The 25529-nt window shown below is 63.0% G+C and carries 22 protein-coding genes; 17 read left to right on the top strand and 5 right to left on the bottom strand.

The genetic code is table 11. From position 1 onward, the window contains the following. The first annotated feature begins 70 nt into the window (after positions 1–70). Genes B5G16_RS07600 through B5G16_RS07620 form a run of 5 tightly spaced genes read left to right on the top strand, consistent with a single transcriptional unit; the run spans position 71 to position 5591 of the window. Positions 71–1552, top strand: a complete 1482-nt coding sequence (locus B5G16_RS07600) for a hypothetical protein (RefSeq protein WP_087262885.1) — start codon at positions 71–73, stop codon at positions 1550–1552. Between the two features lie 4 nt (positions 1553–1556). Then, entirely contained in the window at positions 1557–2288 is a 732-nt protein-coding gene (gene rsmI, locus B5G16_RS07605) for a 16S rRNA (cytidine(1402)-2'-O)-methyltransferase (RefSeq protein ID WP_087262887.1), read from the top strand. After that, a complete protein-coding gene (locus B5G16_RS07610; protein ID WP_087262890.1) occupies positions 2275–3663 on the top strand; it encodes a TIGR00341 family protein in 1389 nt (462 codons plus the stop codon). Before rsmI ends, B5G16_RS07610 begins: the two co-directional genes overlap by 14 nt. A gap of 13 nt (positions 3664–3676) precedes the next feature. After that, the gene (locus B5G16_RS07615) at positions 3677–4594 is read left to right on the top strand and encodes a lysophospholipid acyltransferase family protein (protein WP_087262892.1); all 918 of its coding nucleotides are present in this window, start codon (positions 3677–3679) and stop codon (positions 4592–4594) included. After that, positions 4581–5591, top strand: coding sequence for a glycosyltransferase family 2 protein (locus B5G16_RS07620; RefSeq protein WP_087262894.1), 1011 nt, complete (start codon positions 4581–4583; stop codon positions 5589–5591). Before B5G16_RS07615 ends, B5G16_RS07620 begins: the two co-directional genes overlap by 14 nt. A 175-nt stretch (positions 5592–5766) precedes the next feature. Here B5G16_RS07620 and B5G16_RS07625 read toward each other — a convergent pair whose 3' ends face one another. Together B5G16_RS07625 and B5G16_RS07630 are read right to left on the bottom strand one after the other, a co-directional pair. Further along, complete coding sequence (locus B5G16_RS07625) at positions 5767–7443, bottom strand: glutamine--tRNA ligase/YqeY domain fusion protein (protein ID WP_087262896.1); 1677 nt, start codon at positions 7441–7443, stop codon at positions 5767–5769. Between the two features lie 57 nt (positions 7444–7500). Further along, the gene (locus tag B5G16_RS07630; protein ID WP_087262899.1) at positions 7501–8637 is read right to left on the bottom strand and encodes a hypothetical protein; all 1137 of its coding nucleotides are present in this window, start codon (positions 8635–8637) and stop codon (positions 7501–7503) included. An 86-nt stretch (positions 8638–8723) separates the two neighbouring features. Here B5G16_RS07630 and B5G16_RS07635 point away from each other — a divergent pair, with 86 nt between their 5' ends. Both B5G16_RS07635 and panB read left to right on the top strand, forming a co-directional pair. Next, positions 8724–9290, top strand: coding sequence for an RNA methyltransferase (locus tag B5G16_RS07635; RefSeq protein WP_087262901.1), 567 nt, complete (start codon positions 8724–8726; stop codon positions 9288–9290). A 5-nt stretch (positions 9291–9295) separates the two neighbouring features. After that, a complete protein-coding gene (gene panB, locus B5G16_RS07640; RefSeq protein WP_087262903.1) occupies positions 9296–10111 on the top strand; it encodes a 3-methyl-2-oxobutanoate hydroxymethyltransferase in 816 nt (271 codons plus the stop codon). A gap of 88 nt (positions 10112–10199) precedes the next feature. Here the strand turns inward: panB and B5G16_RS07645 are convergent, their stop codons facing one another. Further along, a complete protein-coding gene (locus tag B5G16_RS07645; RefSeq protein ID WP_087262906.1) occupies positions 10200–10700 on the bottom strand; it encodes a hypothetical protein in 501 nt (166 codons plus the stop codon). Between the two features lie 154 nt (positions 10701–10854). On the opposite strand from B5G16_RS07645, the gene guaB reads away from it, so the two are divergent. The 4 genes from guaB (at position 10855) to B5G16_RS07665 (ending at position 16655) form a co-directional block, all read left to right on the top strand. Continuing rightward, a complete protein-coding gene (gene guaB / locus B5G16_RS07650) occupies positions 10855–12333 on the top strand; it encodes an IMP dehydrogenase (RefSeq protein ID WP_087262908.1) in 1479 nt (492 codons plus the stop codon). 37 nt (positions 12334–12370) lie between these two features. Next, the gene (gene guaA / locus B5G16_RS07655) at positions 12371–13897 is read left to right on the top strand and encodes a glutamine-hydrolyzing GMP synthase (RefSeq protein ID WP_087262911.1); all 1527 of its coding nucleotides are present in this window, start codon (positions 12371–12373) and stop codon (positions 13895–13897) included. 363 nt (positions 13898–14260) lie between these two features. Continuing rightward, positions 14261–16177 (top strand): molecular chaperone DnaK, encoded by a 1917-nt coding sequence (gene dnaK / locus B5G16_RS07660; protein WP_087262913.1) that lies wholly within the window; start codon positions 14261–14263, stop codon positions 16175–16177. Positions 16178–16334: 157 nt separating this feature from the next. Next, positions 16335–16655 (top strand): DMT family transporter, encoded by a 321-nt coding sequence (locus B5G16_RS07665; RefSeq protein ID WP_204228065.1) that lies wholly within the window; start codon positions 16335–16337, stop codon positions 16653–16655. Between the two features lie 116 nt (positions 16656–16771). Here B5G16_RS07665 and B5G16_RS07670 read toward each other — a convergent pair whose 3' ends face one another. Next, the gene (locus B5G16_RS07670) at positions 16772–18076 is read right to left on the bottom strand and encodes an alpha-L-fucosidase (protein ID WP_087262918.1); all 1305 of its coding nucleotides are present in this window, start codon (positions 18074–18076) and stop codon (positions 16772–16774) included. 77 nt (positions 18077–18153) lie between these two features. Then, positions 18154–19044, bottom strand: coding sequence for a DMT family transporter (locus B5G16_RS07675; protein ID WP_087262920.1), 891 nt, complete (start codon positions 19042–19044; stop codon positions 18154–18156). Positions 19045–19415: 371 nt separating this feature from the next. On the opposite strand from B5G16_RS07675, the gene secDF reads away from it, so the two are divergent. The 6 genes from secDF (at position 19416) to B5G16_RS07710 (ending at position 25463) form a co-directional block, all read left to right on the top strand. Next, positions 19416–22433, top strand: a complete 3018-nt coding sequence (gene secDF, locus B5G16_RS07685; RefSeq protein ID WP_087262925.1) for a protein translocase subunit SecDF — start codon at positions 19416–19418, stop codon at positions 22431–22433. Positions 22434–22496: 63 nt separating this feature from the next. Beyond that, positions 22497–22736: a tryptophan-rich sensory protein gene (locus B5G16_RS07690; protein ID WP_239406027.1), complete on the top strand. Its 240-nt coding sequence runs from the start codon at positions 22497–22499 to the stop codon at positions 22734–22736. Positions 22737–23004: 268 nt separating this feature from the next. Then, positions 23005–23406: a hypothetical protein gene (locus tag B5G16_RS07695; RefSeq protein ID WP_087262927.1), complete on the top strand. Its 402-nt coding sequence runs from the start codon at positions 23005–23007 to the stop codon at positions 23404–23406. Next, on the top strand, positions 23403–24005 hold the full coding sequence (gene coaE, locus B5G16_RS07700; RefSeq protein ID WP_239406028.1) for a dephospho-CoA kinase: 603 nt from the start codon (positions 23403–23405) through the stop codon (positions 24003–24005). The genes B5G16_RS07695 and coaE overlap by 4 nt, the downstream gene beginning before the upstream one ends. Beyond that, positions 23995–24810, top strand: coding sequence for a dihydropteroate synthase (folP, locus tag B5G16_RS07705; RefSeq protein ID WP_442856542.1), 816 nt, complete (start codon positions 23995–23997; stop codon positions 24808–24810). The genes coaE and folP overlap by 11 nt, the downstream gene beginning before the upstream one ends. Then, positions 24807–25463, top strand: a complete 657-nt coding sequence (locus B5G16_RS07710; protein ID WP_087262932.1) for an ABC transporter ATP-binding protein — start codon at positions 24807–24809, stop codon at positions 25461–25463. The genes folP and B5G16_RS07710 overlap by 4 nt, the downstream gene beginning before the upstream one ends. Positions 25464–25529 lie beyond the last annotated feature (66 nt).

The following is a 25529-nucleotide window of genomic DNA, read 5'->3' on the forward strand; positions in this document are numbered from 1 at the left end:
AATTATCCCGGGGATTGTTTTGCCGAACGGAGGTTTATGCGTATCTTTGAAGGTCTAAACTGAACGGACCATGGATTGGAACACCATACAGGAGGAACTGCGACGGCTCACGACGCTGGTCGACGGATGGTCGCAGCGGAATGAAATACCGGCCGTGGAGCGCGACCTGGCCCTGGAAAAGTTGCGCAATCTCTATGAGACGGTTCGCTTTGCCGAATCCGGACGGGCGGAAATGCCCGCAGAGACGGACCCCGAAGCGGAACTGCTTCCCGAATCCCTCGACCTCGGAGCGGTGCTTTCGCTCGACGGTTTCCCGGATCCGGATGAACCGGCGGGCCCTGTTTCCGCGGATCCGGCGGTTCCCCCGATCGTCCCGGCCGCTCCGGTCTTCCCGGCTGCGGAGCCGCTGGACGAAGCGCCTTTGGCTGCGGAGCCGATCATTGCGGAGCCGGAGGTCGTTCCGGTTGCCGAACCGGAGCCCGTGCCCGCGGAACCGGTCGCCGCACCGGAATCCGCTCCGATCCCGGAGCCTGTGGCCGAGACTCCCGTGCCCGCGGAACCGGTCGCCGCACCGGAATCCGCTCCGATCCCGGAGCCTGTGTCGGCGGGCCCCGTCACCGGGTCGGAACCGGCTTCGGAACCGGTCGCTGAACCTGCTCCGGAATCTGCCGCGGAGTCCCCGGCCGCCGAAGGGGCCGCGCCGGAGAAACCCCGGCCGCATGCGGCACCCACGCTCTTCGGACTGGAAGACGAGGCGGTTGTCCGCCATCGCCACAAGCAGCGGGTGATCATGTCGCTCTACGATCCGAATCCGGAGGTGGAGACGATCTCCGTCCGGCAAACATCCTCCGCTCCGTCCGTTCCGGCCCCGGCCGCCGATGCCCGGCCGTCCGAACAGCCCCGTGAGGAGGAGCCCGAGACTGTTTTCGAGGAGATCAACGTCGAGACCGTCGCCGGACCGGATCCCGGACTCGACGCTCCCGAACCGGCCGTTGAGCCGGTCCCGGAGCCGAACGTCGGACCGGCTGCCGAACCGGACGCCGCGGAGAATGCCGCTCCCGCTCCGGCGACGGACGGTGTGCCCGCACCACAGGCTGCCGCCGAATCCCCGGCCGCCGAACCCTCCGCAACTCCGGCGATTCCGGAGCCGGCGGATGGCTCCGAGGGGGCGGAAGAGGTGCCGACGCTGAAAATCCGGCAGGAGCCCGGACTCACGAATTCCCCGGGCGGCGCCGTGCTGGGCGAGGTGATCAACCACGACGTGCAGACGCTGGCCGATACGATCGCACCGCCGCGCGACGTGGCCTCGGAGCTGCTGCGCAACGAACCCGTCACGGACCTGCGCAAGGCCATCGGCCTGAACGACAAGTTCCTGCTGATCCGCGACCTGTTCGACGGCGACGGCGAAGCCTACGAACGCGCCATCGGAACGCTCAACGACTGCGGGGATCTCGACGACTGCATGATCTACATCGCGGAACACTACGCCTGGAACCCCAATTCCGACGGCGCCAAACTCCTGATGGACCTTCTCGAACGCAAATTCGCCTGACGGCATGGCCAAACTCTATATCGTACCGACGCCGATCGGCAATCTGGACGACATCACGCTGCGCGCGGTGAACGTGCTGCGCGCCGTGGATTTCGTGCTGGCCGAGGATACGCGCACGACGTCGTTCCTGCTCAAACACCTCGGCATCGAGCAGAAACTCCGCTCGCACCACAAGTTCAACGAACACGCCACCGTACAGCTGGTCGCCGAGTCGATCGCCGCAGGGCGCAACGCCGCGCTGGTCTCGGACGCCGGGACGCCGGGAATCTCGGATCCGGGGTTCCTGCTGGTGCGCACGTGCGTCGAGGCGGGCATCGAGGTCGAGACGCTGCCGGGCGCCACGGCGCTGATCCCGGCGCTGGTCCAGAGCGGATTCCCGTGCGACCGCTTCTGCTTCGAGGGCTTCCTCCCGCAGAAGAAGGGCCGCAGCAAGCATTTGCAGACGCTGGCCGACGAGGAGCGCACGATGATCTTCTATGAGTCTCCGTACCGCGTGGTGAAGTGCCTGGAACAGTTCGCCGAGGTTTTCGGCCCGGAGCGTGCGGTCTCCGTGTCGCGCGAACTGACCAAGAAATTCGAACAGACCGTGCGGGGCACCGTCGCCGAGGTGCTGGAACACTTCCGCACGCACGAACCCAAGGGCGAATTCGTGCTGGTCGTTGCCGGGAAACCCCGGTCGCGCCGTGCGCAGGAGGAGCCCGGACAAACTGAAACTGACGATCATGAAGAAGCATGAACAAACGGAAAATACACCGAATGCGCCGAGCTCGTTTGCGGCGTGGCTCGGTGAAATGCGTGAATTCCTGAAAGGGCGTTTCAGCCTCGAGGACGACAAGGCGCAGCGCGACGAGGTGGTCGCCAACATCTCGAAGGGCGTGGAGTTCCGGGGCGTGAACCTCTGGGTGCTGATCTTCGCCACGATGGTCGCCTCGCTGGGCCTGAACGTCAATTCGGCGGCGGTGATCATCGGCGCGATGCTCATCTCTCCGATCATGGGCCCGATCATGGGCGTGGGGCTGTCGCTGGGAATCAACGATTTCGAACTCTTGAAGCGGTCGCTGCGCAACCTGGCGCTGATGTTCATCGTGGCGATCATCACCTCGACGGTCTACTTCTTCATCTCGCCGCTCTCGTCGAACAGCAGCGAGTTGCTGGCCCGTACGGTCCCGACGACCTACGACGTGCTGATCGCCCTGTTCGGCGGCCTGGCCGGCATGGTGGCCCAGACACGGCAGGACCGTACCTCGACGGTCATTCCGGGCGTGGCCATCGCCACGGCGCTGATCCCGCCTCTCTGCACGGCGGGCTTCGGACTCGCCACGGGGCAGATCCGCTTCTTCTTCGGAGCCTTCTACCTCTTCTTCATCAACTCGGTCTTCATCGCCCTGGCCACCTATCTGGTGGTGCGTTTTCTGGGTTACGAAAAGAAGGTCTTCATCGACAAGGCCCGCGAACGCACCGTCAAGCGGCTGATGATGGCCATCACGCTCGTGACGTTCATTCCGAGCGTCGTGATCGGCTTCCACATGGTGCAGGTCTCGCTTTTCGAAGCTACGGCCGACAAATACGTGACGCAGGTCTTCAACTTCCCCCATACGCGCGTAATCGAATGCAACAAACACTATGCGCACGGGAAAAAACCGTCGCGGATCGAGCTGCTGCTCGTGGGCGAACCGCTGGGCGAGGAGGTGATCGAGAACGCCCGGGCGCAGCTGGACGGATTCGGCCTCGAGGAGGTCGAACTCGTCGTCCGGCAGGCCAATACGGAGGACCGGGTCGATGTGGGGCTGTTGCAGCGGAACTATCAGGAGCTGCTTGCGGAGAAGAACCGCCGCATCGAGGAGATGACCTCGCAGCTGAAACGCTACCGCGTGACGGATGTCGAGGTGAACGACGTGTCGCGGGAGATGGGCGCTCTGGCGGAGAACGTGCGGGCGGTGTCGCTGATGAAGGGCATCACGTTCGACGTGGCGGGCCAGCCGGGCGATACGACGCTCGTGTGCGTGATCACGCGCAGGGACCCCGCACAGCCGGTCGACGTCGAGACGTTGAAAAACTGGCTGCGCCTGCGGACGAAGGTCGAGAACGTGAAACTTTTCGTGGAACCCTGATCGAGCAAGAACGATGAAACGGACGGACTTGAATTTCATGCAGCGGATCGGTTTGGAGGTGCTCTGGGGCTGTGCGTACGTGTTTTCGGTGATGCCCCGCTGGTTCAAGTATCATGTCGTGGAGAATCTGCTCTATGTGGTGCTGTACCGCTGCGTCCGCTACCGGATGTCGGTGGTGAAGACGAACCTGCGGAACTCGTTCCCGGAGAAGAGCGAGGAGGAGCTGGCGGAGATCCGGCGTCGGTTCTACCGCACGCTGGCGGAGATCTTCGTGGATACGCTCGATCTGGCGCACCTGACTCCGGACAAGGGGCGCGCCGCTCTGACGGTGAAGGGGTTGGAGGAGCATCGGCAAAAGGTCGAAGGGCGCGACTGGATCGCCATGACGGCCCACTACGGATGCTGGGAATACTGTTCGTTCTGGGGGCTTTACGTTGCGTCGCAGATCGTCGTGGCGGTCTACCACCCGCTGCGGAGCAAGGTCATGGAGGCCCTCTACCAGCGGCTCCGCAACGGGGACTACGCGACGACGGTTTCGATGAAGGAGAGCCTTCGCTTCTACCTGCGGAACCGCGACAAGGGAATCCGTGGCAAGAATCTTGTCATGGGACTCATCGCGGACCAGAATCCGCCGCGGCGTCCCGACAGCCACTGGTTCCGGTTCCTGAATCAGGATACGATCTTCTTCGACGGCGGCGAGAAACTGGCGCTGCGCTGCCACCTTCCGGTCTACTTCGTGAAGCTGGACCGGGTGGCGCGGGGCCGCTACGAGATGTCGTTCGAGCCGATCTACGACGGTCGGGAGGAGGTCGCGGAGCATGAAATCACGGAACGTTACGTGCGGCTGTTGGAGGCGGAGATCCGCCGCCGTCCCGAGTTGTGGATGTGGTCGCACCGGCGTTGGAAACACAAACGGAATGTCAGTCGCTAAAATCGTCATACTGAACTGGAACGGCGTGGATCACCTGCGCCGTTTTCTGCCGTCGGTTGTCGCGGCGGCCCCGCCGGAGGTGGAGGTTGTCGTGGCCGACAACGGATCGACGGACGATTCGGTGGCGCTCCTGACGGCGGAGTTCCCCACGGTGCGGGTGGTGCGTCTGGACAGCAACTACGGCTTTGCCGGGGGCTACAACCGGGCGCTGGAACAGGTCGAGGCGGACTATTACATCCTGCTGAACTCCGACGTGGAGACCCCGGCGGGGTGGCTGGAGCCGCTGCTCGATACGCTGGACCGGAATCCGGATGTGGCGGTGGTTTCGCCGAAGCTGATCTCGTCGGAGGATCGCCGGATGTTCGAGTACGCCGGGGCCGCAGGCGGATATATCGACCTGTTGGGATACCCCTTCTGCCGGGGCCGGATCCTGCGGGCGGTGGAGGAGGACCGGGGCCAGTACGACGACGAGCGGGACCTCTTCTGGGTGAGCGGCGCGGCGTTCTGCTGCCGGGCCGGGGTGTTCCGGGCGCTGGGGGGCTTCGACGACGACTTCTTCGCCCACATGGAGGAGATTGACCTTTGCTGGCGCATGCAGCTGGCGGGTTACCGCGTGCGGGTGGTTCCCGCGAGCGCGGTCTACCACCTCGGGGGCGGGACCTTGCAGACCGATTCGCCGTCGAAGGTCTTCTATAACCACCGCAACAATCTGGCGATGCTCTACAAGTGCACCTCGTCGGGACAGCGGCTGCTGGTGGCCCTTCTGCGCCCGGCGCTGGATCTGCTGGCGGCGCTTTCGTACCTCATGCAGGGGCGTGCGGACAACTTCCGGGCGGTGTTCCGGGCCTGGCGGGACTTTTTCCGGTGGCATCCTTCGCTGGCGAAGAAGCGGCGGGCGATCCGGTCGGCACGCAAGGGGCACGCCGGGCATATCTACCGGGGTTCGATCGTTGCGCGCTACCTGCTGGGCGGCCGCACCTTCGGGCGGATGATGTGATCCGACGCGGATCCGTTCTTTCGGCCGGAATCCAACCGGTCGATTTATAAATAAAGGTCTCGCGGAGTCTTCCCTGCCTTGCATCGTTTCTCGATTCGACAAAAAAACACCCGGCCTCCTGCGAGGTCGGGTGTTTTTTGGGTGGAAGCTCCGTTGCGCGGGGCCGGGGCCGATCCTATTTGTTGATCTTGGCCCAGGAGTCTTTGAGCGTCACGGTGCGGTTGAAGACCGGATGCTCGGGCGTCGAGTCCGTGTCGGGGCAGAAGTAGCCCACACGCTCGAACTGCACGGCCTGACCCACGGGAATCTCGCGCAGCGACGGTTCCAGATAGCCCTTGATCCTGACCATCGACTCCGGATTGAGGTTGTCCTCCCAGGTCTGTCCCTCCTCCACGTCGTCGGGATCCTCCTTCGTGAAGAGCGGGTTGAAGAGCCGGATCTCGGCCTCCACGGCATCCTGCGCCGATACCCAGTGGATGACGCCCTTCACGCGGCGGCCGTCGCTCGACGAGCCGTTTCCGGACATCGGGTCGTAGGTGCACAACAGCTCGGTGATGTTGCCCTCGGCATCCTTGACGACCTCCTCGCACTTGATCAGATAGGAGTAGCGCAGACGCACCTCGCCGCCGGGTTGCAGGCGGAAGAACTTCTTGGGCGGGTTCTCCATGAAGTCGTCGCGCTCGATGTAGATCACGCGCGAGAAGGGCACCTGACGCGTCCCGGCCGCCTCGTCCTCGGGGTTGTTCACGGCCGTGAACAGCTCGGTCCTGCCTTCGGGGTAGTTCGTGACCGTCACTTTCAGCGGGTTCAGCACCGCCATGCGGCGCTCGGCGACCTTGTTCAGATCCTCGCGCACGCAGTATTCGAGCTTGGCGAGGTCGATGACGTTGTCGCGCTTGGCCACGCCGACCATCTCGGCGAAGTTGCGCACCGAAGCCGGGGTGTACCCCTTGCGGCGCAGGGCGCAGATCGTCGGCATGCGGGGGTCGTCCCAACCCATCACGGCGCCCTCCTGGACGAGTTTCAGCAGCTTGCGCTTCGACATCATCGTGTAGGTGAGGTTCAGCCGCGCGAACTCGTACTGGTGCGACGGATAGATGTCCAGCGCCTGGATGAACCAGTCGTACAACGGGCGGTGGACGTCGAATTCGAGCGTGCAGATCGAGTGGGTGATCTGCTCGATCGAGTCGCTCTGGCCGTGGGCGTAGTCGTACATCGGGTAGATGCACCACTTGTTGCCCGTGCGGTGGTGTTCGGCGTGGATGATGCGGTACATGATCGGGTCGCGGAAGAGCATGTTCGGGTGTGCCATGTCGATCTTCGCGCGGAGGACCTTCGACCCGTCGGGGAACTCACCCTCCTTCATGCGGCGGAAGAGGTCGAGGTTCTCCTCCACGGAACGGTCGCGCCACGGCGAGGGCGTGCCCGGCACGGAGACCGTACCGCGGTTTTCGCGGATCTGCTCCTGCGTCTGGTCGTCGACGTAGGCCAGTCCCTTCTTGATCAGGACGATGGCCCATTCGTAGAGCTGGTCGAAGTAGTCCGACGCATAACGTTCCAGCGCCCAGTCGAATCCCAGCCAGCGGATGTCGCGCTTGATCGAGTCGACGTACTCGACATCCTCCTTGACGGGGTTCGTGTCGTCGAAGCGCAGGTTGCACTTGCCGCCGTATTTCTGGGCCAGTCCGAAGTTGATGCAGATACTCTTGGCGTGGCCGATGTGGAGGTATCCGTTGGGTTCGGGCGGGAAGCGGGTCTGGACGCGGGTTTCGCCCCTGGCGATGGACTCTTCGATGATCTCTTCGAGGAAGTTCAGCGACTTCTCTCGTGTTTCGTTGGTTGCGCTTGCCATATTTTTCGTGAATTTGCTTGATCGTAACAGATATTGGAATCAATGGTGGTGTCGGAATCAATGCCGCGGGCCGTGTCCGTGCCGGTGTCCGGGAGCGGGGCGCCGGGGCCCGATGTCGAACAGGCGTTGCAGGTTGACCGAGAGTTGCACGACCTGCTGGGTTCCCATTCCCGTGCCGTCGTAGTGGAAGACCATGCCGGCCTCGACGTGCAGCGTGTCGTGGAAGAAGCGGCGGTCGTAACCGAGCCACGTGCGGTTGTAGACGTGCTTCGTGGTGGCGTAGAACGACTCTCCGGCGTAGAGTCCCTCGGCGGCGTAGGTCGCGCCGGTTTCGGCGTTGGCAATGTAGCCGCGCAGGGGTTGGAGGTTCTGCCCCAGGTAGAGGTTGTTTTCGAGCTTCACGCCCCAGCGGGAGATTGCGATGTCCAGCTGTCCGCCGCAGGGCAGCCGCCAGTGGTTGTCGACGCTGCGGCCGCGCTGCGGGGCGGCGAGCAGCCCGCCGCGGATGTCGAAGTCGAAGAAGGCGTTGAACTTCCACCCGAGGTGCGGGTTCAGGAGCAGGTTGTCCGTGACGTTCCGGTTGAGTTCCGATCCGGCGAAGTGGAAGAGCGAGAGGGCGTATCCGACGTAGAATCCGGAGCGTGTCGAGTAGCGTCCCGCGGAGAGGATGCGGAACATCTCGCGCGACTCGGCGGAGAACATCCCCTCCCAGTCGATGGCCAGTTCGATGTAGGTTCCGGGGCGTTCGGTGGAGACGTAGCGTCCGAGGAATCCCGACAGGCGGTTGTGGTAGAAGCGGGTGGAGTCGCTGAAAAAGGCCGCGGAGTAGTCGCCCATGAGCTCCCCGCGGTCGAAGATGCCGGCGTCGGCCTGCACGTTCGGGGTTTTGAAGCGGTAGTACATCAGGGGCTTCACGTCGCTCATGAAGGGATCGCGCGGGGCGTTGTACTGGCCGAAGTTGCGCAGCATCTCGACGCCGACGACGAGCCGGTTCTTCTCCATCCACTCGACGCCGACGAGGGGCGTGAGCCGGGCGCTGAACAGCGTCTGGGGGACGTTGAACTCGTTTCCGGCATATTCGCGGTTGTCGAAGCGGTTGTCGAAGTCGACCCCGACGAGGAGTTCCTGGGCACGGAGGCCCCCCCCCGCCATTAAGACGGCGAAGAGCAGGGACAGCAACTTTTTCAACGGCATAAAACTTCTGAATTGGGCCTCAAAAATAGGCAAAATATTTTTTATTTGATTACTTTTGCCGCACAAATCACTCATTACGACCGAATATGCGTAAAATCACGAACGAAGAGCTGGGGCGTCCGACACCGGAGGAGTTCGCCGGACGGGAGCGGCTGCCGGTGACGGTGGTGCTGGACAACGTGCGTTCGGCGCAGAACGTCGGGGCGTTTTTCCGCACGGGGGATGCCTTTGCCGTGGAGCGGATCGTGCTGTGCGGGATCACGGCGACGCCGCCCTCGCGCGAGATCCACAAGACGGCGCTCGGCGCCGAGCAGACCGTGGCGTGGGAGTACTGCGCCTCGACCGTGTCGTGTATCGACGCGCTGCGTGCCGCGGGGTGGACGGTGCTGGCCGTGGAGCAGGTCGAGGGTGCCGCGATGCTCGACACGTTCCGCCCGGAGGAGGGCCGGAAATACGCGCTGGTCTTCGGCAACGAGGTCGACGGCGTGAGCCAGCCGGCCGTGGACCGTTGCGACGGGGCGTTGGAGATCCCGCAGGCCGGGACGAAGCATTCGGTCAACGTCGCGGTGAGCGGCGGGGTGGTTCTGTGGAGTTTTTTTTGCCAAATCTATCCGAAGCGCTATCTTTGCCGCGCTGAAAATTCTAAAATCTGAAAGAAATGTCCGTAGAAAGTACAGTCCGGGCGGTGACGACCTACCGCCTGACGGAGATGAAGCAGCGCGGCGAAAAGATCGCCATGCTGACCTCGTATGACTATTCGATGGCGAAGATCGTCGATGCCGCGGGTGTCGACGTGATCCTCGTCGGAGACTCGGCGGCCAACGTCATGTCCGGTTACGAGACGACGGTGCCCATCACGCTCGATATGATGATCTACCATGCGCGCTCGGTGGTCCGTGCCGTGGAGCGGGCGCTGGTGGTCGTGGACCTTCCGTTCGGCACCTACCAGGGCAACTCGAAGGTAGCCCTCGACTCGGCCATCCGGATCATGAAGGAGACCGAGGCCGACGCCGTGAAGATGGAGGGCGGCGAGGAGATCCTCGAATCGGTGCAGCGGATCCTCTCGGCCGGCATTCCGGTGATGGGGCACCTGGGGCTGACGCCGCAGTCGATCCACAAGTTCGGGACCTACGCCGTGCGGGCGAAGGAGGAGGCCGAGGCCGAGAAGCTGGTCCGCGACGCGCATCTGTTGAGCGAGGCGGGGTGCTTCGGCATCGTGCTGGAAAAGATCCCGGCGGCGCTGGCCGCGCGCGTGACGTCGGAGATCCCGACGCCGACGATCGGCATCGGGGCCGGTCCGGGCTGCGACGGCCAGGTGCTGGTGATCCACGACATGCTGGGCATCAACAAGGGTTTCTCGCCGCGTTTCCTGCGCCGCTATGCCGACCTGCACACGGTGATGACCGAGGCCGTGGGGCAGTACGTCGCCGATGTCAAGTCGTGCGACTTCCCCAACGAGAAGGAGCAGTACTGATCCCGCCGCGGAGGTCGGAAATGCAGAGACGGGCGCTGTCAACCGACGGCGCCCGCCTCTTTTTCGATCGGCGAAGATTTCCCGAACCCTACTCTTCGTCCTTTTCGACGGAGAGGATCTCCACGACCTCGAAGACCCCCTCGTAATCGGCCGCGAATCCCTCGTCGGACGGGCCCTTGTAGCGGGCTTTCAGCTCGACCCGGGCCGGCATGCCGTTTTTCTGACCGCCGGTTTTGCGGTCGTATTCGCGTTCGAGTGCGCCGCTGCGGTCGACGATCCAGTATTCGACGGTATCGCCCTCGGGAATGAAGGCCCGCACCTCGTGGCCCAGGACCACACGTCCGCGCAGGTGCACGATGGAATCGACGCGGAAACGGGCGGTTGCGGGCGCGGTTTCTGTTGCCGCAACGTTGGGTGCGGAGGGCTCGGCGGCCGTATTCCGGGAGCTTTTCGGGCGGTCGGGCCCGCAGGCGGCAAGGAGCAGCGCGGCGGCGGCCGTGAGGAGGATCCCTCCCGGACGGATTCTCCGATGCGCATCCCGGAGGGTCCGTCCGGGTGCGGAGGTTGTGGGTTGGAACAGGACTGACATATCGGCGGTCTCTTTTTTACAAATCTATGAAAATTTCCGCAATGGCGCTCCGTATTGATAAAATGTTGATAAAAAGTCGTCGAACGGGGCGCCGATTTTAGGCCGTTTCGAAAAAAATGATTACTTTTGCGAGCAACAAAAATCCACGTTCATTATGTCTTTTATCAATGAGAGGGTTCAGCCCGAAGGACTTACGTTCGACGATGTGCTGCTCGTACCCGCCTATTCGGAAGTGTTGCCGCGAGAGGTCGATATCCGGACCCGTTTTTCGCGAAATATCAGTCTCAACATCCCGGTCGTATCTGCCGCGATGGATACCGTGACGGAGGCTCCGTTGGCCATAGCGCTGGCGCGTGAGGGAGGTATCGGTGTGATTCACAAGAACATGACGATTTCGGAGCAGGCGGCCCAGGTCCGCCGTGTGAAGCGTGCGGAGAACGGCATGATCTACGATCCGGTTACCATCTCGAAGGAGAATACCGTAGGAGACGCGCTGAATCTGATGAAGGAGAACAAGATCGGAGGAATCCCGGTTGTGGACGCGGATCGGAAGTTGATCGGCATCGTCACGAACCGGGATTTGCGTTTCCAGCGGGACATGGATCGCCGGATCGCGGAGGTGATGACCCCCGGCGACCGGCTCATCACGACGCACCGCACCGACCTGGCGCACGCTTCGGAGGTGCTGCTGAACAACAAGATCGAGAAACTTCCGGTGGTGGACGGCGAGGGACACCTCGTGGGCCTGATCACCTATAAGGATATCACGAAGGTGCAGGACCATCCGAACGCCTGCAAGGACGAGAAGGGACGTCTGCGCGTGGCTGCGGGCGTGGGGATCACGGCCGACGCCATGGAGCGTGTCGCGGCGCTCGTCGCCGAGGATGTGGATGCCGTGGTGCTGGACTCGGCACACGGACACTCGCGCAACATCGTGCGCACGCTGCGTGAAATCAAGGAGAAATACCCGACGCTGGATGTCGTCGTGGGCAACATCGCCACGGCCGAAGCCGCGAAGTTCCTCATCGAGGCGGGCGCCGACGGCATCAAGGTCGGTATCGGTCCGGGTTCGATCTGCACGACGCGCATCATCGCCGGTGTGGGTGTTCCGCAGCTGTCGGCGATCTACGCCGCGGCGTCGGCTGCCAAAGGATCGGGCGTTCCGGTCATTGCCGACGGCGGACTGCGCTACTCGGGCGACATCGTCAAGGCGCTGGCTGCGGGCGGCGACTGCGTGATGATCGGTTCGATGTTCGCCGGTACGGAGGAGGCTCCGGGCGAGACGATCATCTACAACGGCCGCAAGTTCAAGGCCTACCGCGGCATGGGTTCGATCGACGCCATGAAGGCCGGGTCGGCCGACCGCTACTTCCAGAAGGGCTGCGAGGGGAACATCAACAAACTCGTCCCCGAAGGCATCGTGGCCCGCGTTCCGTTCAAGGGTGCGTTGAGCGAGACGGTCTATCAGCTGATCGGCGGTCTGCGTTCGGGCATGGGCTATTGCGGAGCGAAGGACATCCCGGCGCTGCAAACCGCACAGTTCATCCGCATCACCTCGTCGGGCATGCACGAGAGCCACCCGCACGACGTGACGATCACGAGCGAGGCCCCGAACTATTCGAGCGAACATTGATTCTTCCCTCCGGATCCAAACGAATAATTTCGAACCGATGGAAAAAATATTGATTCTCGACTTCGGGTCGCAGTACACGCAGCTCATTGCGCGGCGCGTGCGCGAACTGAACGTCTATTGCGAGATCCACCCCTTCAACAAAATCCCGGCTCTGGACGAGTCGGTGCGGGGTGTGATCCTCTCGGGCAGCCCCTATTCGGTGCGGGACGCCCAGGCCCCGAATCCCGATCTTTCGGCCATCAAGGGCCGCCTTCCGCTGCTGGGCGTCTGCTACGGCGCACAGTTCCTGGCCGCGGCCTTCGGGGGTGAGGTGCAGCCGGCCCCGAGCCGCGAGTACGGACGTGCGATGCTGACGGTGGGCGATCCGGCGGATGCCCTGATGGCGGGGCTTCCGTCGCCGACACAGGTCTGGATGTCGCACGGCGACACGATCACGCGTGTGCCCGACTCCTACAAGATCGTCGCCAGCACGGAGGACGTGCGCGTGGCGGCCTTCCGCATCGAGGGCGAACGGACGTGGGGCATCCAGTTCCACCCCGAGGTCTACCATTCGACCGACGGCAAGCAGCTGTTGAAGAACTTCGTGGTCGGGATCTGCGGTTGCGCGCAGTCGTGGACCTCGGAGAGCTTCGTGGAGTCGACCGTGCGCGAGCTGCGCGAGAAGCTGGGCAGCGACAAGGTCGTGCTGGGCCTTTCGGGCGGCGTCGATTCGTCGGTGGCGGCGGTGCTGCTGCACAGGGCCATCGGCCGGAATCTCTACTGCATCTTCGTCGACTCGGGCCTGCTGCGCAAGAACGAGTTTGAGGAGGTGCTGGCTTCGTACAAGGACATGGGCTTGAATGTCAAGGGCGTGAAGGCCGGGGCGAAGTTCCTGGGCGACCTGGCCGGCGTTTCGGACCCCGAGACGAAGCGCAAGATCATCGGCCGCGACTTCGTGGAGGTCTTCAACGAGGAGGCCATGCAGATCCGGGATGTGCGGTGGCTGGCGCAGGGAACGATCTATCCCGACGTGATCGAGTCGTGTTCGGTCAACGGACCCTCGGCGACGATCAAGTCGCACCACAACGTCGGAGGTCTTCCCGAGAAGATGAACCTGCGGATCGTCGAGCCGCTGCGGCTTCTGTTCAAGGACGAAGTGCGGCGCGTGGGTCGTTCGCTGGGCATTTCGGACCAGCTGATCGGGCGCCATCCCTTCCCGGGCCCGGGCCTTGCGATCCGCATTCTGGGCGACATCACGGCGGAGAAGGTCGAAATTCTCCAGAACGTCGACAAAATCTATATCGACTCGCTGCGTGCCGCGGGGCTGTACGACCAGGTCTGGCAGGCGGGGGCGATTCTGCTTCCGGTTCAGAGCGTCGGGGTGATGGGCGACGAACGGACCTATGAACGTTGCGTGGCGCTGCGTGCCGTGACCTCCACGGACGGCATGACGGCCGACTGGGTGCACCTTCCCTACGAATTCCTGGCCGACGTCTCGAACGAGATCATCAACAAGGTCAAGGGGGTGAACCGCGTCGTCTACGACATCTCCTCGAAACCGCCCGCCACGATCGAGTGGGAATAACCCCTTTTTTATAAGGGGCTTGAAGGGGTACCTTTTGGCGGCAAAAGGTACAAGAGTCTGTAACCGTTTCGGTTGCAGACTCTGGTGCTTTTTGAATCGGCAGAAAGCGCCGCAAAATCCGACCGCAAAAAGCAAAGTGCGCCCGGCTTTCAGCCGGGTGACAAAATGCCGGGAGGGTAGGAGGAATGGGGAGAAAAGAGGACCGGTTTCTGCCAAAGAACTGACAATTTGGCAGAGAGTGCCGATTGGTACGACCTTTGTGTGGAGTTGGGGCGTAACCGACGGTCGGACCCGGAGGGGCGAAGGACCGAAGGACCGAAGGAACAAAAAACAGATTACGAACAATTAAAACATAGTACGATTATGGCAAAGATTATTGGTATTGACTTGGGAACCACGAACTCCTGCGTGGCAGTGATGGAGGGCAACGAGCCCGTCGTGATTCCGAACTCGGAGGGACACCGCACGACTCCGTCGGTCGTGGCCTTCACGTCGGAGGGCGAGCGCAAGGTGGGCGACCCGGCAAAGCGTCAGGCGATCACGAACCCGAAGCGCACGGTCTTCTCGATCAAGCGTTTCATGGGCGAGACCTACGATAAGGTAACGGCCGATATCGCGCGTGCTCCCTATACGATCGTGCGCGGCGACAACAACACGCCGCGTGTGGACATCGACGGACGCCAATATACGCCGCAGGAGATCTCGGCGATCATTCTCCAAAAGATGAAGAAGACGGCCGAGGATTACCTGGGTCAGGAGGTTACGGAGGCCGTGATCACGGTCCCGGCCTACTTCTCCGACTCGCAGCGTCAGGCTACGAAGGAGGCGGGCGAGATCGCCGGTCTGAAAGTGCGCCGAATCATCAACGAACCTACGGCCGCCGCATTGGCCTACGGTCTGGACAAGAAGTCGAGCGACCTGAAAATCGCGGTTTACGACCTGGGCGGCGGAACGTTCGATATCTCGATTCTGGAACTGGGCGACGGCGTCTTCGAGGTGAAGTCGACGAACGGCGACACGCACCTCGGCGGCGATGACTTCGACCACGTGCTGATCGACTACATGGCCGAGGCGTTCAAGGCCGAGCACGGCATCGACCTGCGTGAGGACCCGATGGCCCTGCAACGTTTGAAGGAGGCTGCCGAGAAGGCGAAGATCGAGCTGTCGTCGTCGACCACCACGGAGATCAACCTGCCGTACATCATGCCGGTGAACGGGATTCCGCAGCACCTGGTGATGACGCTGACGCGCGCGAAGTTCGAGCAGTTGTGCGACCATCTGATCCGCAAGACGATCGAGCCGTGCAAACTGGCGCTGCGCGACGCGGGCCTGAACGCTTCGCAGATCGACGAGGTGATCCTCGTGGGCGGCTCGACGCGTATCCCGGCCATCCAGAAGATCGTCGAGGAGTTCTTCGGCAAGACGCCCAACAAGTCGGTGAACCCCGACGAGGTTGTGGCCATCGGTGCGGCGATCCAGGGCGGTGTGCTGACGGGCGAGGTGAAGGACGTGCTGCTGTTGGACGTTACGCCGCTGTCGCTGGGCATCGAGACGCTGGGCGGCGTGATGACCAAGCTGATCGACGCCAACACGACGATTCCGACGCGCAAGTCGGAGGTCTTCTCGACGGCGGCCGACAACCAGCCTTCGGTGGAGATCAACGTCTGCCAGGGCGAGCGTCCGCTGGCGCGCGACAACAAGTCGATCGGCCGCTTCCACCTCGACGGCATTCCGGCGGCACCGCGCGGAGTTCCGCAGATCGAGGTGACGTTCGACATCGACGCCAACGGCATCCTGAACGTCTCGGCCAAGGACAAGGGCACGGGCAAGGAGCAGAAGATCCGCATCGAGGCATCGTCGGGCCTGACCGAGCAGGAGATCCAGCGGATGCGCGACGAGGCGAAGGCCAACGAGGCGAAGGACAAGGCCGAGAAGGAGCGTATCGACAAGATCAACGCTGCCGACTCGAACATCTTCACCACGGAGAAGCAGTTGAAGGAGTACGGCGACAAGTTGCCGGCCGACAAGAAGGCTGCGATCGAGGGCGCTCTGGCCAAACTGAAAGAGGCGCACAAGAACGCCGATGTGGCCGCCATCGACACGGCGATGAACGAACTGAACGCCGCATGGCAGGCCGCCTCGCAGGACATCTACTCGGCGCAGCAGGCCCAGCAGCAGGGCGCACAGTCCAATGCGGGGCAGCAGGCGAATGCCGGCGGCCAGCAGAGCGGCAACGGCACCAGCCAGCCCGAGGACGTCGAGTTCGAGGAGGTGAAATAAGGCCGCAGGCTCCCTTCGCGGGGCCGGCCGAAAGCCTGAAAACAGGAAGGACGCATTCCGGAAACGGGATGCGTCCTTTTTTTGTGTTGTCGCGCAGCGGAAAATTTCCTATTTTTGGGCCGGTTTCAATAAGACGTTTCAATAAAACGACGTTGCGATGGCATGGTTGTATCTGACGTTGGCCGGGCTGTTCGAGATCGGGTGGCCGTTGGGATTCAAACTCGCGGGCATTTCTCCGCGCTGGCACTTTTTGTTTTTGGCGGTTTCGGTCGTTTCGATGGGGGTGAGCGGTTGGCTGCTCTATCTGGCGCAGCGTGAAATCCCGATGGGGACGGCCTATCTCGTCTGGACGGGCATCGGCGGCATCGGGACGGTGCTGATCGGCATTCTTTTCTTCCACGACGCCGTGACTTTCTGGCGGATGTTCTTCCTCACGTTGGTCTTCATCGGCATCGTGGGGTTGAAAATGGTCCATTGAGTCCCGGTCTCCGGGATTCGTTCCGCTCCGCATGGCCGGAGCGGGTCGCTCTTTTTCGTTTGCTCCCGTTTGCTCCCGCACCCCGGACCCTGACGTACGGAGTGCGGGATTCCTGTCTATTCCTTGACGGTCAGCACGACGATGTGGTCCGGAGCTGCGGGTTGTCCGCCGAGCCGGATCGTCACGCCCTGGTCATCCTGCCGGAAGTCCAGTTTCTGCCCGCCGTCGAAGGCCGCTGCCCCGCGGATGCGCATCCCGCGGATCGGCACGAAGAGCTCCGTGTCGGGCCAGTCGAGGATATGCACGTAAATCTTGTCTCCCTTGCGTGTCGTGACGCCCCAGGCCCGCGGCGTGACCGGTCCGGCTTCGGTTCCGTAGATCGTCTCGCCGTGCGTGCGCAGCCATGCGCCGATGCCCGTCAGACGTTCGAGCGCCGCTTCGGGCAGCTGCCCGTCGGGCTGGGGGCCGATGTTGAGCAGCAGGTTGCCGCCGCGCCCCGCCGCGCCCGCGAGGTAGCGGATGAGGGCGTCGGTCGACTTGTAGTCGCGGTCGGTGATGCGGTATCCCCACGAACGGTTCATCGTCTGACAGGTTTCGAGCGGCAGTCGGCTCACCTCCTGCCCCGAGAGCCCGGCGGTGTTCTCACCCGGGAGGTCGCGCTCGAAGGTCTGGGCGTCCTCGCCCTCGAAGGGCGCGAGGTGGTGGTTGTTGATGATCAGACAGGCGGGTTGCAACCGGTGGATCAGCCCGTATAGCTCACCCAACCGCCAGTCGAACGAGGGATTTTGGTCCTGGTCCCAGACGCCGTCGAACCAGATGGCCCCGACCTCGCCGTACTGCGTGAGCAGTTCGGTGAGCTGTGCCTTCATGAAGTCGAAATAGGCGTCGGCATCCTCCTTTTCGGGGTCGCGTCCCGTGCCGAGACCGGTGCGGCCGCGGGGGGCGTCCTCGCGCCACCAGTCGATGAGCGAGTAGTAGAAGTGGATGCCGAGCCCCTGGCGGTGGCATTCGTCGGCCAGCTCCTTCACCACGTCGCGTCCCAGCGGCGTGGCCTCGACGACGTTGTAGGGTGACTGTGCGGTGCGGAAGAGCGAGAATCCGTCGTGGTGGCGCGTGGTGAAGCAGACGTAGCGCGCCCCGGCCTCGCGGAAGGCCGTCACCCAGCTCCGGGCGTCGAACGCCGGGGCGGAGAAGGCGCCGGCGAGCTTCTCGTATTCGCGGAAATGGATGTCCTGATTGGTCATGACCCATTCTCCCTGTCCGAGCAGGGCGTAGAGACCCCAGTGGAGGAAGATGCCGAAGCGGTCGTCGGCGAACTGCCGGCGTGCCGCGAGGTTTTCGGGCGTCGGGACATAACCGGATTGTGCAGCTGCACTTCCGGCCATCAGGGCGGCGCAGCAGCAGAGGAGGAGTTTTTTCATGTTGTTTTTCGGGTTTGGATTCCCGAAGATACGAAAAGGATCCGGAAAAACCGAATTTTCCCGGTTTCCGGGTCGGATTATTTTCGTCGGGCGGGGCGTTCGGCCTGCCACATGCCGTAGAGGATCAGGGCGGCGCCGGCCAGTGCCACGGGGGTGATGCGTTCGTCGATGCAGAGTGCGGCGGTGAGGATCGTCACCAGCGGGTTGAGGTAGATGTAGTTGGTGGTCCGGACGGCTCCGAGCCGGAGCATGGCGGCATTCCAGAGCAGGTAGCAGAGCATCGAGGCGATGAGTCCGAGGAAGAGGAGGTTCCCGGCGACGGCGGGCTGCGCGAGGGTCTGCCACGGGACGGCGAAGGGGCGCACGGCGAAGACGGGGAGGATGGTGAGCAGTCCGTAGAAGAAGACCTTGCGGGTGATGAAGAGCGCGGGGTAGCGGCCGGCGAGGCGTTTGACGGCCATCGAGTAGAAGACCCAGAGCCAGGCGGCGCAGAGGGCGAGCAGGTCGCCGCGCGGGGAGAGGTGGAGGACGAAATGCCCGTTGAGGACCACGAGGACCATGCCGGCGAAGGCGAGGGCCGATCCGGCGACCTGACGTCGCGACATGCGCTCCCGGCGGTCGAGGAGCCCCAGCACGAGGGCCGTCCATACGGGCGCCGTGCAGACGATCAGCGAGACGTTCGAGGCCGGGGCGTATTCGAGGGCGATGTTTTCGGTCAGGAAGTAGAGCGAGCCGCCGCAGATTCCGGCGGCGAGCAGAATAGCCTCGTCGCGGAGGTTCCCGGCGAAGAGACGTCCGCGGGCGAAGGGCAGGATGCAGAGGTAGGCCATGGCGAAGCGCAGCAGGAAGATCTCGGCAGGGGTCAGCCCGCGGGCGATGAGGACCTTCGTGGAGACGAACGTCGCGCCCCAGACGGCCACGGAGAAGAGCGCCGCGAGGTGGTATCGGTATGATCCGGATTTCGACATGGCGGCTCAAAAGTACGTTTTTTTTCGCAAACCGGACCCTCCCGGCCGCCCGGAAGAGCAAAAAATGTCGTTTCCGGGGTGTCGGGCGCTTCCGGGAGCCGCACCCGGCGGCTTCCGGAGCGTCTGTCCGGCGGCTTCCGGGAGTTTCGTCCGGCGGCTTCCGGGATGTCAGTCCGGGGCTTTTCGGGAGCCGCACCCGGCGGCTTCCGGAGAATCGGCCCGTGTGCGGCGGCCGGTTCGGAGGATAATTTCGCCCCGGCGGGCATTTTCTGCCGCGGAAACCGTGCGAATTAATTCTTTTTTCCTATCTTTGCGTGCTATTGTGCGTAACGACTGAACAAATAACATAATAACAACTATTTTCCATTCCAATGCAAAGTAAAGGTTTCATTAAACTCATCGCGGTCCTGCTGGCCCTCGCATGCGTTTATCAGCTCTCGTTCACGTTCAAGACGCGGAGCGTGGAGAAGAAAGCCGCGGCCTACGCCGCACAGTTCCCTCTCGACGTGCAGTCGGAGGCCGAACAACATTACCTCGATTCGGTTCAGAACGTTCAGGTTTTCAACCTGGGCTTCAAGAAGTTCACCTACAAGGAGTGCAAGGAGAAGGAGCTGAACCTGGGTCTGGACCTGAAAGGCGGTATGAACGTCATGCTGGAGGTGCAGGTCGAGGACGTGGTGAAGGCTCTGGCGGGCGACAGCCAGAACGATCCGGCCTTCGTGGAGGCTATTGCCGAGGCCAACGAGGCGCTGAAGCAGGGTACGTCGAGCGACTATATCGGGGACTTCGTGAAGGCCTATTCGCGCCTGTCGAACGGCCGTCCCATTGCGGAGATCTTCGTGAGCCCGGACCGCCAGGACATTACGCTCGAAAGCTCGGATGCCGATGTGGAGAAGGTGCTCAAGCAGGAGACCGACGCGGCTATCGGCGCTTCGTTCAACGTTTTGCGCAGCCGTATCGACCACTTCGGCGTGACGCAGCCCAACATCATGCGGCTTCCGAACTCGCACCGCATTCTGGTGGAGCTGCCGGGCGTGAAGGAGCCGCAGCGCGTGCGTGACCTGTTGCAGGGTACGGCGTCGCTGGAATTCTGGCTGACGTACGATGCCAACGAGGTGATTCCGGCGCTGGTTTCGGCCGACAAGCTCATCCGTGAGGAGGCTACGGCCCGGCAGACGGAGACCGCCGTTGAGGAGGCTCCCGCAACGGAGACCGCCGCACCGGCATCCGAAGAGGAGGGCCTGATCGGTGAGATCGGCGCCGACTCGACGGCCGTTGCCGAGGATGCTGCCCGGACGGCCGGCTACGACCGCGAGCAGAACCCGCTCTTCGCCGTGCTGGATCCCAACTATGCGGGCGGAGCCGCCATCGGTGCCGCCTACAAGGCCGACATCGCTGCTGTGAACGAATACCTGTCGCGTCCGGAGGTCCGCGAGCTCTTCCCCGCCGACATTCTCTTCAAGTGGGGCGTGAAGGGTGACGACCACATCGACGGCCGCTTCTACCTCTATGCCATCAAGGTGACGACGCCCGACGGCAAGGCTCCGCTGGACGGTTCGGTCGTCACGGAGGCCACGGGCCAGTATGCCCAGCGCGGCGCCACGGCGGAGGTCTCGATGACGATGAACGCCGAAGGCACCCAGGAGTGGGCCCGCCTGACGGGCGAGAACATCGGCAAGTGCATTGCCATCGTGCTCGACGGCTATGTCTACTCGGCCCCGCGCGTCAATACGAAGATCGACAAGGGACAGTCGCAGATTACGGGCGACTTCACGATGCAGGAGGCTACGGACCTGGCCAACGTGCTCAATTCGGGTAAGGTTCCGGCCCCGGCGAAGATCATCCAGGATACGGTCGTGGGCCCGTCGCTGGGTCAGGAGTCGATCAACGCCGGTATGCTGTCGTTCGTGATCGCCTTCATCCTGGTGCTGCTCTACATGAGCCTCTTCTACAAGACGGCGGGCTGGATGGCCGACATTGCGCTGCTGGTGAACGTCTTCCTGCTGATGGGCGTTCTGGCGTCGTTCGGCGCCGTGCTGACGCTGCCGGGTATCGCGGGTATCGTGCTGACGATGGGTATGGCCGTCGACGCGAACGTGATCATCTACGAGCGTATCAAGGAGGAGCTCCGCGAGGGCAAGGGCATCTCGCTGGCCATCAAGGACGGTTTCTCAAGGGCCTACTCGGCGATCATCGACGGACAGCTGACGACGATCATCACGGGTATCGTGCTCTTTGTCTTCGGAACAGGTCCGGTGCAGGGCTTCGCCACGACGCTGATCATCGGTATCATTACGTCGATCTTCTGCTCGATCTTCATCACGCGCCTCTTGATCGAGTGGATCGTTGCCAAGTGGGGCTCGATCTCCTTCTCGCACAAGTGGTCGGAGAACTTCCTCTGCAATACGCATGTCGACTTCCTCAGCAAGCGCAAGATCGCCTATGTGATCTCCGCAGTGGCAATCGTCCTGTCGATCGCATCGTTCTTCGTGCGTGGCCTGAACCTCGGAGCCGAGTTTACGGGCGGTCGTGCCTATGTCGTTCGTTTCGACAAGCCCGTGTCGGCCGAGGCGGTCCGTGCGAGCATGGAGGAGACCTTCTCGCAGATTACGGATGCCGACGCCTCGTCGATCAGCTTCGAGGTGAAGCAGTACGGCAACGAGAACCAGATGCGTATCGTGACGCAGTACCGTTACGACGACATGTCGGATGAGGCTACGGCCGAGGTCGAGCAGGTCATTTATGACGCCCTGAAGTCGCTCTACTCGTATCCGATCACCTTCGACCAGTTCCGCAGCACGCAGACCGACGTGAACGGTATTCTGACGGCCGACAAGATCGGTCCTTCGATCGCCAATGACATGACGTGGAACGCCATCTACTCGGTGCTCTTCTCGCTGATCGCCATCGGACTCTACATCACGTTCCGCTTCAAGCGCTGGCAGTGGGCTACGGGCGCCACGCTGGCTCTGGCCATCAACGCGCTGCTGATCATCGGTATCTTCTCGATGTTCTACGGCATCCTGCCCTTCAACCTGGAGGTGAACCAGGCGTTCATCGCCGCGATCCTGACGATCATCGGTTACGCGATCAACGACACGGTGGTGGTCTTCGACCGTATCCGCGAGTACCTGGGTCTCTATCCGAAGCGCAAGCTGAAGGAGAATGTCAACAACGCCATCAACTCGACGCTGTCGCGTACGATCAATACGTCGGGTACGACGCTCGTGACGCTGCTGGCGATCTTCTTCTTCGGCGGCGAGACGATCCGCGGCTTCATCTTCGCGCTGATTATCGGAGTGGTTGTCGGTACGATCGCCACGATCTTCATCGCCACGCCGATCGCCTACGACCTGATGGCGAAGCGTGCGAAGATCGACGAGGAGTAAAAGCCGTTCTCGAACGGCATGCTGAGATGAAGGCCCCTCCCTTGCGGGAGCGGGCCTTCTTTCTTGAGAGCTCACCGTGGGCGTTTTTTGTCGCTGTTGCAGGCTTCGGCCATGCGGGAGCGGTATCCGCCGCTGGGGATGCCGGGTACGGTGATGCCCGATCTTCTGGCGGCGCTCTTTCTGTTCCGGGCGTTGCGTCACGAATCTCCTGCGGGCTGGCTGTTCGTTCCGTACCTGCTGTGGCTGCTGTTTGCGACCTATCTGAACGGATATGTGCTTGTGGCCAACGGCACGGGCTTCTGATCACCGCCAGCCTATCGGATTATCAAGGTAGCCGGGGCCTGATTGCTCCTGCCTGCCCGCCAGAGGGAAGAGGACCTTCGGGAGCGGCCTCCCGGCCACACCTCGGCCGGCTCTGATCCGCTGTCGAATCCGCCCGCATCCGGAATCTCACCCGGGAACCGTGGGGCTCCCGGTTTTTTTTGTGCCTTCCCGGAGCCGGAGGTCGCGGATTGCCGTTGCCGATTTGGCATTTATTTTTTATCTTTGTCGACAAGATAGAGTGGGCACTATGGAAAATCTGCTGCATACGATGCGCCGTTACGTTTCGCCGGTTTTTCTGGCGTTGCTGGTGGCGTCGTTCATCCTCTGGTACATCGCCAAGTTGAGCTACACGTACACCACCGAGCAGCATGTCCGGCTGAACATCGACGGGCAGCGCATCGAGGTGACCTGCGTGGTCGAGGGGGTGGGTACGAACCTCTTCGGATACCGGGTCTACATGAACAAGACGCTGCGCATTCCGCTCGATGAGATCAAGGTGGAGCGTTCGCGGGAGGAGGGCCATGAGAATAAATACGTGATCGAACCGCAGTCGTTGCAGAAGGCGCTCTCCACGCGGTTCAGCGACATCAAGATCATCTCGATCGGGGATATTCCCGAGATCGACATACCCCAGGAGTCTGCGTCATGATGAAGGTCGGGATTACGGGCGGCATCGGGAGCGGGAAGAGCACGGTTTGCCGCCTTTTTGCGCGACTGGGCGTTGCGGTCTACGACTCGGACCGGGAGGCCAAACGTCTCATGGCGGAGGATGCCGCGCTGCGCGGGGGGATCGTCGGGCGCTTCGGCGCCGGGAGCTATGCGGACGGTGTGCTGAACCGTGGCTACCTGGCCGCGCGGGTCTTCTCGGACCCGGAGGCGCTGGCGGCACTGAACGCGCTGGTGCATCCGGCCGTTCTGGCGGATTTCGCGGCGTGGTCCGAACGCCAGACGGGGGATTACGTGATTCTCGAAAGCGCGATCCTCTTCGAGGCGGGGCTGGAACACGCCGTGGACCGGACGGTTGCCGTATTGGCTCCGCTCGACCTGCGCATCGCACGCACATGCCGCCGCGACGGCTGCGACGCCGATGCGGTCCGCCGGCGGATTGCGGCGCAGGCGGATGACGACACGCTGCGCGAACGGGCCGACTTCGCGGTGGTGAACGTTTTCGAGTCGGACCTCGAACCCACGGTGGCGGAACTGCACCGCCGATTCACGCTTGAAGCACGACAACGACATGGAAATTGATCTTTCGACCCCGCGGGTGATGGCGATCCTGAACGTCACGCCCGATTCGTTCTATGCCGGGAGCCGGACTCCGGATGCCGCGGCCATTGAAACCCGCGTGCGGGAGGCGCTCGAAGCAGGAGCGTCGCTGATCGACGTGGGCGGCTACTCCTCGCGTCCGGGGGCCGACGAGGTTTCTCCCGAGGAGGAGTGGCGGCGGGTGTCGCTGGGGGTGGAGACGGTGCGTCGGATGGCCCCGGAGCTGCCGGTGTCGGTCGATACGTTCCGCAGCGGGGTGGCCCGGCGGACCATCGAGCGCTTCGGTGCGGTGATCGTCAACGACATCTCGGCCGGGGAGCTCGATCCGGAGATGTTTGCGCTCGTGGCGGAGAGCGGCGTGCCCTACGTGGCGATGCACATGAAGGGGACGCCGCAGACGATGCAGTCGCAGACGGATTACCGGCGCGACATCACGACCGAAGTGGTCGACTATTTCCGCCGGCGGGTCGACGCGATGCTGGCGGCGGGAATCCGCCGCGAACGAATCATCCTCGATCCGGGTTTCGGTTTCGCGAAGACCGCGGAGCAGAATTTCGAACTGCTGGCCGGTCTGCACCGCCTGTGCGGGCTGGGTTTCCCGGTGCTGGCGGGTCTGTCGCGCAAGTCGATGATCTACCGCACGCTGGGTTGTACGCCTGCCGAGTCGCTGGCGGGGAGCGTTGCGCTGGGCTGGGAGTGCCTGCGGCAGGGTGCGCGGATCCTGCGGGTGCACGACGTGCGTGAGGCCGTGGATACCGTGAAACTATTCAACGCATACCGATCATGATACGGATTACGGAGATACACAAGCGTTTCGGCACGCTGGAAGTGCTGAAAGGCGTCTCTTTGGATGTGGCCCCGCGCGAGGTGGTCTCGATCGTCGGGGCGAGCGGTGCGGGCAAGACGACGCTGCTGCAAATCATCGGTACGCTGTCGCGCCCCGACTCCGGACGGGTGGAGATCGACGGACAGGATGTTTTCCGGCTGAACGACCGGGAGCTGTCGCGCTTCCGCAACGAGCGGATCGGTTTCGTCTTCCAGTTCCACCACCTGCTGGCGGAGTTCACGGCCTTCGAGAATGTCTGCATTCCGGGGCTGATCGGGCGCCGTCCGCGTGCGGAGGTGGAGCGTCGTGCCGCGGAGCTGCTCGACCTGATGGGCCTTTCGGCACGCCGCGACCACAAGCCGGGACAGTTGTCGGGCGGCGAGCAGCAGCGGGTGGCGATTGCGCGTGCGCTGATCAACTCCCCGGCGGTGTTGCTGGCCGACGAGCCTTCGGGGAACCTCGATTCGCACAACCGCGACGAGATCCACCGCCTGTTCTTCGAACTGCGCGAGCGGTTGGGGCAGACGATCGTCGTGGTGACGCACGACGAGCACCTGGCCGCGATGGCCGACCGGACGATCACGATGTCCGACGGCCGGATCCTTCTTCCCTGACCCCCTTCGCGGCGTTGCCAGCCTGCGGAGCCCCGCGCGCGGCAGCGTCCCTTTGAACCCTTCCAA

It is taken from the genome of Alistipes sp. An66 (assembly GCF_002161445.1).
Classification (GTDB): domain Bacteria; phylum Bacteroidota; class Bacteroidia; order Bacteroidales; family Rikenellaceae; genus Alistipes; species Alistipes cottocaccae.

Bases quoted from the DNA above. Each gene is read 5' to 3' on its own strand.
- B5G16_RS07600 (WP_087262885.1), top strand. From the start codon at position 71: ATGGATTGGAACACCATACAGGAGGAACTGCGACGGCTCACGACGCTG.
- rsmI (WP_087262887.1), top strand. From the start codon at position 1,557: ATGGCCAAACTCTATATCGTACCGACGCCGATCGGCAATCTGGACGAC.
- B5G16_RS07610 (WP_087262890.1), top strand. From the start codon at position 2,275: ATGAAGAAGCATGAACAAACGGAAAATACACCGAATGCGCCGAGCTCG.
- B5G16_RS07615 (WP_087262892.1), top strand. From the start codon at position 3,677: ATGAAACGGACGGACTTGAATTTCATGCAGCGGATCGGTTTGGAGGTG.
- B5G16_RS07620 (WP_087262894.1), top strand. From the start codon at position 4,581: ATGTCAGTCGCTAAAATCGTCATACTGAACTGGAACGGCGTGGATCAC.
- B5G16_RS07625 (WP_087262896.1), bottom strand. From the start codon at position 7,443: ATGGCAAGCGCAACCAACGAAACACGAGAGAAGTCGCTGAACTTCCTC.
- B5G16_RS07630 (WP_087262899.1), bottom strand. From the start codon at position 8,637: ATGCCGTTGAAAAAGTTGCTGTCCCTGCTCTTCGCCGTCTTAATGGCG.
- B5G16_RS07635 (WP_087262901.1), top strand. From the start codon at position 8,724: ATGCGTAAAATCACGAACGAAGAGCTGGGGCGTCCGACACCGGAGGAG.
- panB (WP_087262903.1), top strand. From the start codon at position 9,296: ATGTCCGTAGAAAGTACAGTCCGGGCGGTGACGACCTACCGCCTGACG.
- B5G16_RS07645 (WP_087262906.1), bottom strand. From the start codon at position 10,700: ATGTCAGTCCTGTTCCAACCCACAACCTCCGCACCCGGACGGACCCTC.
- guaB (WP_087262908.1), top strand. From the start codon at position 10,855: ATGTCTTTTATCAATGAGAGGGTTCAGCCCGAAGGACTTACGTTCGAC.
- guaA (WP_087262911.1), top strand. From the start codon at position 12,371: ATGGAAAAAATATTGATTCTCGACTTCGGGTCGCAGTACACGCAGCTC.
- dnaK (WP_087262913.1), top strand. From the start codon at position 14,261: ATGGCAAAGATTATTGGTATTGACTTGGGAACCACGAACTCCTGCGTG.
- B5G16_RS07665 (WP_204228065.1), top strand. From the start codon at position 16,335: ATGGCATGGTTGTATCTGACGTTGGCCGGGCTGTTCGAGATCGGGTGG.
- B5G16_RS07670 (WP_087262918.1), bottom strand. From the start codon at position 18,076: ATGAAAAAACTCCTCCTCTGCTGCTGCGCCGCCCTGATGGCCGGAAGT.
- B5G16_RS07675 (WP_087262920.1), bottom strand. From the start codon at position 19,044: ATGTCGAAATCCGGATCATACCGATACCACCTCGCGGCGCTCTTCTCC.
- secDF (WP_087262925.1), top strand. From the start codon at position 19,416: ATGCAAAGTAAAGGTTTCATTAAACTCATCGCGGTCCTGCTGGCCCTC.
- B5G16_RS07695 (WP_087262927.1), top strand. From the start codon at position 23,005: ATGGAAAATCTGCTGCATACGATGCGCCGTTACGTTTCGCCGGTTTTT.
- coaE (WP_239406028.1), top strand. From the start codon at position 23,403: ATGATGAAGGTCGGGATTACGGGCGGCATCGGGAGCGGGAAGAGCACG.
- folP (WP_442856542.1), top strand. From the start codon at position 23,995: ATGGAAATTGATCTTTCGACCCCGCGGGTGATGGCGATCCTGAACGTC.
- B5G16_RS07710 (WP_087262932.1), top strand. From the start codon at position 24,807: ATGATACGGATTACGGAGATACACAAGCGTTTCGGCACGCTGGAAGTG.